At 30.6% G+C, this 13,762-nt stretch carries 12 protein-coding genes and 3 other annotated features; of the genes, 10 read left to right on the forward strand and 2 right to left on the reverse strand.

The window, feature by feature from the left end:
- Window positions 1–63 precede the first annotated feature (63 nt).
- Window positions 64–281, forward strand: a binding site (T-box leader).
- Window positions 282–334: 53 nt separating this feature from the next.
- The 10 genes from thrS to ACYUEW_RS14645 all read left to right on the forward strand — a co-directional run bounded on the left by thrS (window position 335) and on the right by ACYUEW_RS14645 (window position 11,379).
- On the forward strand, window positions 335–2,242 hold the full coding sequence (thrS, locus tag ACYUEW_RS14600) for a threonine--tRNA ligase (protein ID WP_163244108.1): 1,908 nt from the start codon (window positions 335–337) through the stop codon (window positions 2,240–2,242).
- Window positions 2,243–2,367: 125 nt separating this feature from the next.
- Window positions 2,368–2,486, forward strand: a sequence feature (ribosomal protein L20 leader region).
- Window positions 2,487–2,528: 42 nt separating this feature from the next.
- Window positions 2,529–3,050: a translation initiation factor IF-3 gene (gene infC / locus ACYUEW_RS14605; protein WP_163200806.1), complete on the forward strand. Its 522-nt coding sequence runs from the start codon at window positions 2,529–2,531 to the stop codon at window positions 3,048–3,050.
- A 21-nt stretch (window positions 3,051–3,071) separates the two neighbouring features.
- Complete coding sequence (gene rpmI, locus ACYUEW_RS14610; RefSeq protein WP_003357520.1) at window positions 3,072–3,269, forward strand: 50S ribosomal protein L35; 198 nt, start codon at window positions 3,072–3,074, stop codon at window positions 3,267–3,269.
- Window positions 3,270–3,298: 29 nt separating this feature from the next.
- The gene (gene rplT, locus ACYUEW_RS14615) at window positions 3,299–3,658 is read left to right on the forward strand and encodes a 50S ribosomal protein L20 (RefSeq protein WP_003386545.1); all 360 of its coding nucleotides are present in this window, start codon (window positions 3,299–3,301) and stop codon (window positions 3,656–3,658) included.
- A 123-nt stretch (window positions 3,659–3,781) separates the two neighbouring features.
- On the forward strand, window positions 3,782–5,125 hold the full coding sequence (locus ACYUEW_RS14620; protein WP_003483540.1) for a TrkH family potassium uptake protein: 1,344 nt from the start codon (window positions 3,782–3,784) through the stop codon (window positions 5,123–5,125).
- Window positions 5,126–5,135: 10 nt separating this feature from the next.
- Complete coding sequence (locus ACYUEW_RS14625; protein ID WP_003357824.1) at window positions 5,136–5,798, forward strand: potassium channel family protein; 663 nt, start codon at window positions 5,136–5,138, stop codon at window positions 5,796–5,798.
- Between the two features lie 90 nt (window positions 5,799–5,888).
- Window positions 5,889–6,668 carry a TrmH family RNA methyltransferase gene (locus ACYUEW_RS14630; RefSeq protein ID WP_163200808.1) on the forward strand — a complete coding sequence of 260 codons (780 nt, stop codon included), beginning with the start codon at window positions 5,889–5,891 and terminating at the stop codon, window positions 6,666–6,668.
- A 58-nt stretch (window positions 6,669–6,726) separates the two neighbouring features.
- Window positions 6,727–6,948 (forward strand) — a binding site (T-box leader).
- Between the two features lie 64 nt (window positions 6,949–7,012).
- Complete coding sequence (pheS, locus tag ACYUEW_RS14635) at window positions 7,013–8,032, forward strand: phenylalanine--tRNA ligase subunit alpha (RefSeq protein WP_045884899.1); 1,020 nt, start codon at window positions 7,013–7,015, stop codon at window positions 8,030–8,032.
- 161 nt (window positions 8,033–8,193) lie between these two features.
- On the forward strand, window positions 8,194–10,575 hold the full coding sequence (pheT, locus tag ACYUEW_RS14640) for a phenylalanine--tRNA ligase subunit beta (RefSeq protein ID WP_163200809.1): 2,382 nt from the start codon (window positions 8,194–8,196) through the stop codon (window positions 10,573–10,575).
- A gap of 201 nt (window positions 10,576–10,776) precedes the next feature.
- Window positions 10,777–11,379, forward strand: coding sequence for a cell division protein ZapA (locus ACYUEW_RS14645; RefSeq protein ID WP_163244109.1), 603 nt, complete (start codon window positions 10,777–10,779; stop codon window positions 11,377–11,379).
- A gap of 405 nt (window positions 11,380–11,784) precedes the next feature.
- Here ACYUEW_RS14645 and ACYUEW_RS14650 read toward each other — a convergent pair whose 3' ends face one another.
- Together ACYUEW_RS14650 and ACYUEW_RS14655 are read right to left on the reverse strand one after the other, a co-directional pair.
- Complete coding sequence (locus tag ACYUEW_RS14650) at window positions 11,785–12,609, reverse strand: exosporium glycoprotein BclB-related protein (protein ID WP_460277052.1); 825 nt, start codon at window positions 12,607–12,609, stop codon at window positions 11,785–11,787.
- A 626-nt stretch (window positions 12,610–13,235) separates the two neighbouring features.
- Window positions 13,236–13,762 (reverse strand): collagen-like domain-containing protein (locus tag ACYUEW_RS14655; RefSeq protein ID WP_460277054.1); only part of this gene is annotated, 527 nt, incomplete at its 5' end.

The following is a 13,762-nucleotide window of genomic DNA, read 5'->3' on the forward strand; positions in this document are numbered from 1 at the left end:
GAGTATTAGGGTATTGACATTTATCTCTATAGCTAATATAATGTATCTAAATTAAAAATAGATTTATAAACTATGAAAAGGAAGAGTAAATAGATTACTATTCAAAGAGAAGAAAATCCATAGGCTGAAAGATTTTCTGAATAAGTTCTATTGAAAACCACCTTAGAGTTGTATACTGAATTGAGTAAGTATAACCGTTTCCTGCGTTAAAGGATAAAGAGATAATAGTAGTGCACTGCTATTAAATTGGGTGGAACCACGAAAATACACTCGTCCCATGTGTTGGGACGGGTTTTTTTTATTTGTAATTTTTTATTTGAAGGAGGACAATTTTATGATAAAAATCACATTAAAAGATGGCAAAGTAATGGAATTTGAAGAAGGAATAAAAATATCTGATATTGCTATGAAAATTAGTCCAGCTCTTTATAAAAAAGCTTTAGCAGCTAAAATAGATGGAGAAACTGTGGATTTAATGACTGAGCTACACAAAGATAGTAGTTTAGAGATTTTAACATTTGAAGATGAAATGGGTAAATGGGCTTTAAGACATACTGGTTCACATATGTTAGCTCAAGCAGTTAAAAGATTATACCCAGAAGTAAAATTAGCTATAGGGCCTGCTATAGACACTGGTTTTTATTATGATTTTGAAGCAGATTTTACTTTTACACCAGAAATGCTAGAAAAAATAGAAGCAGAAATTAAAAAAATAATAAAGGAAAATCATAAGTTAGAAAGATTTGAATTACCAAGAGAAGAAGCAATAAAGCTTATGAAAGAAAAGAATGAGGATTATAAGGTAGAGCTTATAGAAGATCTACCAGAAGGAGAAGTTATATCTTTCTATAAACAAGGAGATTTTACAGATTTATGTGCAGGACCTCATGTACCATCTACAGGAAAGGTTAAATCAGTAAAATTGTTATCTCTAGCTGGAGCTTATTGGAGAGGCGATGAAAATAATAAAATGCTTCAAAGGATATATGGTACAGCCTTTACTAAAAAAAGTGAGTTAGACGAATATTTAAATATGCTTGAAGAAGCTAAAAAAAGAGATCACAGAAAATTAGGTAAAGAATTAGATTTATTTAGCATACATGAAGAAGGACCAGGGTTCCCATTCTTTCATCCAAAGGGAATGATTGTAAGAAATATTCTTGAAAGTTTTTGGAGAGAAGAGCATACAAAAGCAGGATATCAAGAAATAAGAACACCATTAATATTAAATGAAGCTTTATGGCATCAATCAGGTCACTGGGATCACTATAAAGAAAATATGTATTTTACTAATATAGATGATGGTGATTATGCAATAAAACCTATGAATTGTCCAGGTGGAATACTAGTTTATAAAAATTCTATGCATTCCTATAGAGATCTTCCATTAAGACTTTCAGAATTAGGAATAGTCCATAGACATGAACTATCAGGAGCACTACATGGACTTATGAGAGTAAGATGTTTTACTCAAGATGATGCTCATTTATATATGACAAAAGAACAAATAAAAGAAGAAGTAGTAGGAATAATTAAATTGATAGATAAATTCTATAAACTATTTGGATTTGAATATTTTGTAGAACTTTCAACAAGACCAGAAGATTCTATGGGAAGCGACGAAGATTGGGAAATAGCAACTAATGGTTTAAGAGAAGCTTTAGATTCTATAGGAAAAGAATATAGAGTAAATGAAGGTGACGGTGCTTTCTATGGTCCAAAGATAGATTTCCATTTAAAGGATTGTATAGGCAGAACATGGCAATGTGGAACTATTCAACTTGATTTCCAAATGCCAGAAAGATTTGATTTATCTTATATAGGTGCAGATGGTGAAAAACACAGACCTGTTATGGTTCATAGAACTATATATGGAAGTGTTGAAAGATTTATAGGTATATTAATAGAACAATATGCAGGTGCATTCCCAACATGGCTAGCTCCAGTACAAGTTAAATTAATGAATATAACTGATACTCAATATGATTATTTAAAGAAAGTTGAAGAAACTCTTAAAGAAAATAATATAAGGGTAGAAATTGATACAAGAAATGAAAAAATAGGGTACAAGATAAGAGAAGCTCAACTTCAAAAAGTTCCATATATGCTAATACTTGGAGATAAAGAAGTGGAAGCAGGAAAAGTTGCTGTAAGAAGTAGAAAAGATGGAGATCTAGGGGCTATATCCTTAGAAGAATTTATAGAAAAAATAAAGAATGAAATTAAGGACAAAGCTAACTAAAAATAAATTAATCTACAATAATAAAGGAATTTAAATTTTTATAAAAAAATATTGACTTGTTAATATATCCATAGTATAATCTTATTTGTTAGTTAACTTTAGGTTAACTATAACTTAATAATATTTTATGTAAGTAGAAACAGGCCGTTTCTCACCTTACAGCATGGCTAGTAAGGTTGGAGTATATAAATTTAATTTGTATTATTGTTTATAAAGACGGCTTATGCCGTCTTTTATTTATTATACATGAAAATTGTTAAGTGTTTTCGGTCTAATATTTTTGGAGGTGAAGATTATTAACAAAAACTATCTTATGAATGAACAAATCCGTGAAAAAGAAGTAAGACTTGTAGGTAGCGAGGGAGAACAATTAGGAGTAGTGTCTTCAAGTGAGGCGCAAAAGCTTGCAGATGAAAAGGAACTAGACTTAGTACTTATAGCTCCAACTGCAAAACCACCAGTTTGTAAAATAATGAATTATGGTAAATTCTTATATGAACAAACTAAAAAAGACAAGGAAGCTAAAAAGAATCAAAAGGTTATAAACATAAAAGAAGTTAGACTAAGTCCAACTATAGAAGCACATGACATAGAAATTAAAGCTAATAATGCTAGGAAATTTTTAAATGCAGGAAATAAAGTTAAAGTAACTGTTAGATTCAGAGGTAGAGAAGCTGATTATTCCTTTAAAGGAAATAAAATATTAAAATCCTTTTATGAAAAAGTAGAAGAACTTGGTGTTATGGAAAAAGCACCTAAACTAGAAGGAAGAAATATGATAATGATATTAGCGCCAAGAAAAGCGTAATAACGAGGGGAGGAAATCACAATGCCAAAAATGAAAACAAAAAGGGCTGCAGCAAAAAGATTTAAAGTAACTGGAACAGGTAAGTTAAAGAGAGCTAAAGCTTTTAAAAGTCATATATTAACAAAGAAAAGCAGAAAGACTAAAAGAAATTTAAGAAAAGCTGGATACGTTTCAGAAAGTCAAGAAAAAGTAATGAAGAAGGTATTACCATACCTATAATAATAGGAGCACAAAGGAGGTAGTTTGGGATGGCAAGAGTAAAAAGAGCAATGAATGCTCGTAAACGTCATAAAAAAGTATTAAAACTTGCAAAAGGATACTATGGTGGAAAGAGCAAGTTATTTAAAACAGCAAATGAATCAGTTATAAGAGCATTAAGAAATGCTTATGTAGGAAGAAAATTAAAGAAAAGAGATTATAGAAAGTTATGGATAGCAAGAATAAACGCTGCTACAAGAATGAACGGACTTTCATATTCAAAATTCATGAATGGAATAAAGAATGCAGGAATTGATATAAACAGAAAAATGCTTTCAGAAATAGCTATAAATGATCCAAAAGCATTTGCTGAATTAGTAGATGTAGCTAAAAAACAATTAAATGCTTAATATTTAAATTATAAGAATTAATACGGCTTAAATAGCCGTATTTTTTAATATTTTGTAAAATTGACAAAATAGTCATAAGTGCTATAATGAGTTTATCTTTTAAGTAGGAGGGAGAAAAAGTAAATGAAAATACCGCATATGAGAAGGAGATTTACCCCAGTTCAAATATTAGCTATTGGATTTGCCATAGTAATATTTGTAGGTGCTATACTACTTAGTTTACCTATTTCATCACAAACCGGGCAAAGAACTCCTTTTTTAGATTGCCTATTTACATCTACATCTGCAGTTTGTGTTACAGGACTGATAGTAGTAGACACGGGAACACATTGGACATATTTTGGTAAAACCGTTATTATGCTTCTTATAGAGGTGGGAGGACTAGGATTTATGTCCTTTGCAACTTTACTTGCTTTATTGGTAGGAAAAAAGATAACGTTAAAAGAAAGACTTGTTATGCAAGAAGCATTAAATACTTTTAATATACAGGGTTTAGTTAAAATGGCAAGGTATATATTATTATTTACGCTTTCTATACAAGGAGGAGGAGCACTTTTATTATCTACTCAATTTATTCCTAAATATGGATTAGCTAAGGGTTTATATTATAGTATTTTTCATTCTATATCAGCCTTTTGTAATGCAGGTTTTGATCTTTTTGGCAATTTTAATAGCTTAACAGGGGTTTATGATAATACTGTTATAATTTTAGTTATAGCATTTTTAATAATAATAGGTGGACTAGGATTTTATGTATGGTATGAAATATATCATTATAAAGGTCATAGAAAATTGTCCACTCATTCTAAATTAGTACTTTCTGCTACAGCTTTATTATTAAGTGTAGGAACTGTATTAATGTTCATATTTGAAAGTAGAAATCCAGGAACTATGGCTAATATGACTTTTGGAAACAAGGTATTGTCATCTTTTTTTGCTGCTGTTACTCCAAGAACTGCAGGATTTAATTCAATATCTACATCGGATATGACTATGGCAGGAAAGTTTTTAACAATAATTTTAATGTTTATAGGGGGAGCATCAGGATCCACAGCAGGAGGTATAAAAGTTACAACTGCGGGGGTACTTATAATGACAGTAGTTTGTGTAGTTAAAGGAAAGCAAGATACAGAAATAAATAAAAGAAGAATAAGCAAAGAAATTGTATATAGGGCTTTAGCTATAACTATTATAAGTTTAACTTTAGTTATTACAGTTACTATGATATTATCAATAACAGAGGTAAAGTTTCCTTTTGAATACTATTTGTATGAAGCCACATCAGCCTTTGGTACAGTAGGGATAACTTTAGGCTTAACTACTAAATTAAGCGCTATTGGAAAAGTAGTTATACTATTGACTATGTATGCAGGTAGAGTTGGACCATTAACATTAGCTATAGCTTTTGCAAGAAAGCTAAAAAATAGTTCTATTAAATATCCAGAAGAAAAAATATTAGTAGGTTAGAGGTGTTATTATGGGAAAAAAGCAATTTGTTGTCATAGGTCTTGGAAGATTTGGTACTTCCGTTGCGAAAACTTTATATACTTTAGGAAATGATGTATTGGCTATCGATTCAAGTGATGATATAGTTCAGAGTATATCAGATAGTGTTACTCACTCAGTACAAATGAATGCTACAGATGAAAATAGTTTAAGAGCTTTAGGAATAAGAAATTTTGATGTGGCTGTTATAACTATAGGATCAGATATACAGGCTAGTACTATGGCTACCTTACTAGTAAAAGAAATGGGAGTAAAATATATAATAGCTAAGGCAAATACTGAGATACATGCTAAAGTATTATATAAAATAGGAGCAGATAGAGTAGTATTCCCAGAACGAGATATGGGAGTTAGAGTTGCTCATAATTTAGTTTCTACTAATATATTAGATTATATAGAATTGTCTCCGAATTATAGCATAGCAGAAATAGTAATTCCAAAGATATGGCATGGAAAAACTCTTAACGAATTGAATATAAGAGCTAATTATGGCATTAATGTAGTTGCTTTAAAAAGAGGAGAAGAAATTAATGTATCACCAGTGGCAGAAGACACAATAGAGTCAGGAGATATAATAGTTGCTATAGGCAGTGAAGAAGATCTTACTAAGGTAGAAATTTTGAATGTAGACTAATAATTAATGCTGATTTTACGAATATGAATTAATTTATTACTAAAGTTTAATTTATTAGTCTAAATTAAAATGAGGTGCATTATATAAGAAATGATTTCTAGTAAAGATAATCAGTTAATAAAAGAAGTAAGAAAGTTAAGAGAAAAAAAGTATAGAACGCAAAATAAAAGTTTTATTGTAGAAGGATTTAGATTTTTTGAAGAGGCATTGAAATCTAATAGTAGCGTAAATAAAGTTTTTATAGAAGAAAAAAGCTTGAATAAATTAGAAGAACTATACAAAAAATATAATATAAATAATGATATAGAAACTTATGTGGTTAATTATTCTGTTTTAAAAAGTATAAGTAATACAGAAAATCCTCAGGGTATAGTATCAGTAATAAACTATTTTAAAACAGAGAAATTGGATTTGGAAAATGGTTTTTATATTTTAGTAGATAAAGTTCAAGATCCAGGTAATATGGGAACTATAATAAGAACTGCCCATGCTGCTGGAGCTTTAGGCATTATAACAACTAAAGGAACCGTAGATGTATATAATGAAAAAACATTAAGGTCTACTATGGGATCTATCTTTTATATTCCTATAATCGAAGATGAAAATTTAGAGACAGTAAAATCATTACAAAGAAATGGCTTCAAGCTATTAGTAAGTTCATTAGATACAAATAGTAATTTTTATGATGTAAATATGAAAGATAATATGATAATTGCAGTAGGAAATGAAGGAAATGGAATAAGCGAGGATTTGAATAGTCTTAGTGATATAAAGGTTAAAATTCCTATGCCTGGAGCAGCAGAATCTTTAAATGTAGCAGTGGCATGCTCTATAATGACTTTTGAAAGAATAAGACAAATTAATAAATAAGAGTGTTGACAAAAAACTAAACAGTATGTAAAATTATGAAAAGGATAAAAACAGAAAATATTAAACTATGATGAAGAGAGTAAGTTTAAAATATTTTTAAGAGAATGTGGGTCTTAGGCTGAAAACCCCTAAAATATTTTATGCTGAAGTTCACTTCTGAGTTCTAAAAGTGAAATAGTAGTAGCTTTTAGCGATACAGTATCGATAACACTGACTAAGAGAATATAAATTTTTATTTATATTAATTAGGGTGGTACCGCGGATTTAGTTCGTCCCTTTATGGGATGGGCTTTTTTGTTATAAAAATTTTTACATTAAATATGAAAATGGAAAGGAGTATTGTTATGCGTCAAAAATTAGAAGAGATTAAAAATAGTGCAATAAATGAATTAAAGACAGCTTTAAGTAAAGACGAGTTAGAAAACATAAGAGTAAGATATTTAGGAAAAAAGGGTGAACTTACACAAATATTAAGAGGTATGGGAGCTTTATCTCAAGAGGAAAGACCTGTTGTAGGTAAAGTTGCTAATGAAGTAAGATCATATATAGAAGAAACTATAAAAGAAGCTTTCTCTGATATAAAAAATAAAGAAAAATCTATGAGATTAGAAAATGAAACTATAGATATAACTATGCCAGGAAAAAAACAAGTGGTAGGAAAAAGACATCCTTTAGATTTAACATTAGAAAGTATGAAAGATATATTTATATCCATGGGATTCACTATTGAAGAAGGTCCAGAAGTTGAACTTGATAAGTATAATTTTGAAGCCTTAAATATACCTAAAAATCATCCAGCAAGAGGAGAACAAGATACTTTTTATATAAATGATAATTTGGTTTTAAGAACTCAAACATCTCCAATACAAATAAGAACTATGGAAAATCAAAAACCTCCAATTAAGATGATAGCTCCAGGAAAGGTTTATCGTTCTGATTCAGTAGATGCTACTCATTCACCTATATTTTATCAAATGGAAGGATTAGTAGTAGATAAAGGAATAACTTTCTCAGACTTAAAAGGTACGTTAGAATTATTTGCAAAAAGAATGTTTGGAGATAAGGTTAAAACTAAGTTTAGACCCCATCATTTCCCATTTACAGAACCTTCAGCAGAAATGGATGCTACATGTTTTGTATGCAATGGAGAAGGATGTAAAGTATGTAAAGGTAGTGGTTGGATTGAACTTCTAGGTTGTGGAATGGTTCATCCTCAAGTTCTTAGAAACTGTAATATAGATCCAGAAGTTTATAGTGGATTTGCATTTGGATTCGGAGTAGACAGAATGGTTATGATGAAATATGGTATAGATGATATAAGACTTTTATATGAAAGTGATATGAGATTTTTAAATCAATTTTAAAGCTATATTTTAATTTAAAAAATTAAATAATTACAACATATTACTAGTATAGATGGATTAGAGATATCCACTTATAGTTTAGTTTTATAAAATAGAAGTTTAAATAAAATATGTTGGAAATGAAGTATTTATTAATTTTATTATACGAGGAGGTATAACAAATGAAAGTTCCAGTTAAATGGTTAAATGATTATATAGATATAGATATTTCTCCAAAGGAATTAGGAGATAGACTTACATTATCAGGTTCAAAGGTGGAAGAAGTTGTAACTACAGGTGATGAAATACAAAATGTAGTTACAGGAAAGATAATAGAAATAACAAAACATCCAGATGCGGATAAACTTTCTATTTGCCAGGTGGATATAGGCAAAGACGAAAATATTCAAATAGTTACAGCTGCTACAAATATGAAAGAGATGGATATAATTCCTGTAGCTCTTCATGGGTCTACATTACATGGTGGGTTAAAAATTAAAAAAGGTAAATTAAGAGGAGAAGTATCAAATGGTATGTTCTGCTCTGAAGAAGAACTAGGTCTAGCAGGGGATGAACCTGTGTATGGGCTTATGATTCTAGATCAGGATACACCTGTAGGAGAAGACATAAAAAAGGTATTAAAAATGGAAAGCTCTGTTATAGAGTTTGAAATTACATCTAATAGACCAGATTGTTTAAGTGTAATAGGCATAGCAAGGGAAGCTGCTGCTACTTTAAATAAAAAATATACTATTCCAGTAGTAGAGTTTGCCCCAAAATGTAGTGAGAATATAGAAAACTCTTTAAGAGTAGAAGTAAAGGATACTCTTTGCAGAAGATATATGGCAAGAGGCATTAAAAATGTTAAAGTAGATCAATCACCAGGCTGGATGCAAGAAAGATTACTAGAAGCAGGGGTTAGACCTATAAACAATATAGTAGATATAACAAATTTTGTAATGTTAGAATTAGGTCAACCAATGCATGCTTTTGATAGAAAAGAAATAAGAACAAATACTATAGTGGTAGAAAGAGCGAAAGAAGGAGAAAAGTTTACTACACTAGATGAGACAGAAAGAGAATTAGATGTAGATATACTTAATATAAAAGATGGAGATAGAACTGTAGCTGTTGCTGGCATAATGGGTGGTTTAAATTCAGAAGTAAAAGAAGATACAAAAGAAATAATATTAGAATGTGCCAATTTTGATGGAACTAATATAAGAATATCTTCTAAAAAATTAGGATTAAGAACAGAAGCTTCTTCTAGATTTGAAAAAGATTTAGATCCCAATTTAGTGGAATTAGCTATGGATAGAGCTTGTAAATTAATTCAAGAACTAGGTGCAGGAGAGGTAATGGAAGGTTCTGTAGATGTATATGAAAACAAATTAGAACCTCATATATTAGAAGTAAATAGTAACTGGATAAATAATTTTTTAGGTACAGATATATCAAAAGAAGAAATGCAGGAATGTTTAGATAGATTGGATCTTAATACAGAAATAAAGGGAGAAATTTTAGAAGTACATGTACCAACTTTTAGATGTGATTTAAATATAAAAGAAGATATAGCAGAAGAGATAGCAAGAATATATGGATACAATAATATTCCAATAACTACAATAAAGAGTGTTACTATGCAAGCAGGAAAAAATGAAAAACAACGTTTAGATGATAAGGTTATAGAAACACTTATGGCAAGTGGATTAAACCAATCTATAAGTTATTCTTTTGTAAGTCCAAAGGTATTTGATAAGATTAGTTTAAAAGAAGATAGTAGCTTAAGAAAAGTAGTTAAGATAAAAAATCCTTTAGGAGAAGATTTTAGTATAATGAGAACCACTACAATACCTTCTATGATGGAATCTTTGAGTAGAAACTACTCAAGAAACAATGATTATGCTTCTTTATTTGAAATTGGAAAGATATATATTCCAAAGGAAGATCCTACAGAACTTCCAGAAGAAAAGAATATTGTTACTATAGGATTATATGGTGCTGTAGATTATTTTAACTTAAAAGGTATAGTAGAAAATATACTAGGAGGATTAGGTATAGATAATTGGAAATTAAAAAGACAGGAAGAAAATCCTACTTTTCATCCAGGAAGAACTGCAGAACTTTATATAAAGAAAGATTATGTAGGTACGCTAGGAGAAATACATCCAGATGTACAGGATAACTATGATATAGAAGAAAGATGTTATATAGCAGAATTAAATTTAGATGTTTTATATAGGCATTCTAATGTTAAAAAGGAATATAGTCAATTACCAAAATTTCCAGCAGTAACTAGAGATATAGCAGTAATTGTAGATGATACAGTTTTAGTACAAGAAATAGAAAATATTATTAAAAATGGTGGTGGAAATATACTTGAAAGTATACAACTATTTGATGTTTATAAAGGAAAACAAATACCAGAAGGAAAGAAGAGTATAGCATATTCCATAGTTTACAGAAATGCACAAAGAACTCTTAAAGATTCAGAGGTAAATAAAGTTCATGACAAAATAGTAAGAACTCTAGAACATAAGTTAGGAGCACAACTTAGAGATTAAAGGTAAAATCCTGTTTTATAAATGTGTGTTTTATGGTAGAATTATTATAGGCGATTATGACAAATAATATAGCTAAACGAGTTTTAATTATTACGGAAACAGCTAATTATAATAAGATTTAAAGATAAAATAATAAGTCCTATTTTGGTAAATAGTATTGTAAATAACATTTATAATAGGAATATCTAAGAGGGTGTATTCATGAATATTATAACGGTTAAGATAAATGGTGTTGAGTATAATTTAAAAGGGGAAGAACAAGAGGATTATCTTCACAAGGTAGCTAGATATGTGGATAAAAAAATAGCAGATATACTAGATAATAATCCTAAATTGAGTACTTCTTCAGCTTCAATATTGACAGCAATAAATGCTGTAGATGATGGATTAAAAAAAGAAGAGCAAATAGAAAATTTACAATTAGAAATAGATAAATTAAAAAAAATTCAGCATCATCAAAATTTAAAAATAGAAGAAATAAGAAAACTATTAGAAGAAGAAAAAGAAAAAAATAAAAAACTAGAAGAAAATTTACAAGATAAAGTTGTAGATGATTCCATAAAAGAAGATAAAGAGAAATTAGAAAAATTACAAGTACAAATGGAACTTATGGAGAAAACAGCGAAAAAATATATGGAAGAAAACAATAAAGTTAAAATTCAAAATAAGGAACTAAAATTTCAATTACAATCTTCTAAATATAAAATTTTAGATTTAGAAAAAAAGCTAATGGATAGTCAATTAAATTTGGCTAAAGAAAAAAAGAAATTAAACCCACTACAGGTAAAGGGTATGAAAAAGTAAATAAAAAATAACTGTACAATTAGATTATGATATACTCCCCTTAAGGTATACAGATTAAAAAATAAAAAATCTGTCTACCTTAAGGGGAGTATTCTTGTTTCTAAAAGAACTAAACATACAACAGAAGAAAAGTATGAAATTTTAAATGAATATCATATTCATACTGGCAGGGGAAGTAGGAAAAGGTTACAAAAAATAATTGAAAAGTTAAAGAGAAAGGTCAGGGATACTACGCCCCTGACCTAATTTCAAAGATAAATGAACCAATAATTAATTGATTTAAAATCATGTTGGTAAGACGTATGCTTTAATAGGCACGTACGGTTTGATAAAACAGAAATTATTAAAATAATTTTGGTACTCTAATAATTTAAAATTTTATCAAGATTCATAGCTTATTAAAAGCTAGCTAATTGCTATACCTGCACTTACAAATCCTGTAACAATAGAAGCTAAACTTACACCAAGTGTATCACTGTCAGCAACTAATAGTATTTTATCTCCTGCAGCAACTGCAATATTTTCAGCAGTAATACCACTTGCAGTAGTACCAACAGCAATTACGCCTAGAGCTGGAGTTAGTAATAAAGGAATACCAACTGGAGTAAAGGTATTACTACCCGCAGGTGCAGTATATATTGTTAAACGTATTTGTACGGGGCTTAATAAAGTTACTCCAATTGCAGCACTAAAGAATCCAGCTAATGATGTTATAGTTCCAGCACGAGGAGCAACAAATGCGAAGTCAGCAATTGCTGGACTTAAAGTGATAGTTCCGGCAGAAACAGTAACTCCAGGGAATGAACTTCCAAATCCAAGTAAAGTGCCTGTATTTGCTAAGCCTCCTAAAACAGTTTCTAATACAGCAACGCCTCCGGATGCAAATGGTATTATAGCAGATGCACCAGTAGGACCAGTAATACCTATAGGACCAGTAGGACCAGTAATACCTCTAATACCAGTAGGACCAGTGATACCTCTAATACCAGTAGGACCAGTGATACCTCTAATACCAGTAGGACCAGTGATACCTCTAATACCAGTAGGACCAGTAATACCTCTAGGGCCAGTAGCGCCTCTAGCACCGGTAATACCTCTAGGGCCAGTAGCGCCTCTAGGACCAGTAGCACCTCTAGGACCAGTAGGTCCGGTTACGCCTCTAGGGCAGCAGCAGTTACATCTACCACAACATGGTACGCATATTTTACATCTATTACTCAAACAAATCACCCTCTACTTAATAAATAATATTATTATATTTTTGCTAATAAAGTTTAAAATATTAGCATTACTATATAATATGATGATTTTTTGTTTTTGACATAAAAATTGGGTTAACATATTGTAAGACATAGATAATTAGCATAGTTAGTTAATCTAAATAAAAAATGCATAAGCTCTGTTTTAAATCTCAGCTTAATAGGAGAACATATATGATTACTTGGTAAGATTCACTCAAAGAAGAGTTAAGCACAAAGGTAATAATTTTATAAGGTATGAAAATAATATTATATTTTTAGAGTATTAGTTAATTAAGCAAGAGACTAATAAATTATACAATATTCAAAAAACTAGGTAAGATTATAGTCAATTATATTCTTACCTAGTTATTATTGAATTATTAAATAGCTTCTAAATGACTATTATTTTAATATAACAATTCGAACGTTAACATTTAGTCTGGAAGCTGTATGAGTTATATCTGAAGACAGAAACAAATTAATATCTAATTATACTGGAGTTCTTTGAACTATGATGCTCGGAGTTGAAAAATTTGCAATAAAAGCATTTTCGTTACTATCCGTAGCACCAGTAAGATTACTAATTCCTAGAAACACAGTAGGATTAATTATATCTTAAGGGCCAGTAGGGCCAGTAGGACCAGTAGGACCGGTAACACCTATAGGACCAGTAGGGCCAGTGATGCCTTGAAGTCCAGTAGGACCGGTAACACCTATAGGACCAGTAGGGCCAGTAACGCCTTGAATTCCAGTAGGGCCAGTGATGCCTTGAAGTCCAGTAGGACCAGTTACACCTTGAATTCCAGTAGGACCAGTTACACCTTGAATTCCAGTAGGGCCAGTAATACCTTGAATTCCAGTAGGACCAGTTACACCTTGAATTCCAGTAGGGCCAGTAATGCCTTGAATTCCAGTAGCTCCGGTAATACCTTGAGGGCCAGTAGCACCAGTAATGCCTTGAGGACCAGTAGCTCCGGTAATACCTTGAATTCCAGTAGGACCGGTTACACCTTGAATTCCAGTAGGGCCAGTAATGCCTTGAGGACCAGTAGCTCCGGTAATACCTTGAATTCCAGTAGGTCCAGTAACGCCTTGAATTCCAGTAGCTCCGGTAATACCTTGAGGGCCAGTAGCACCAGTAA

The sequence above is a fragment of the Clostridium sp. CTA-1 genome, assembly GCF_054768215.1.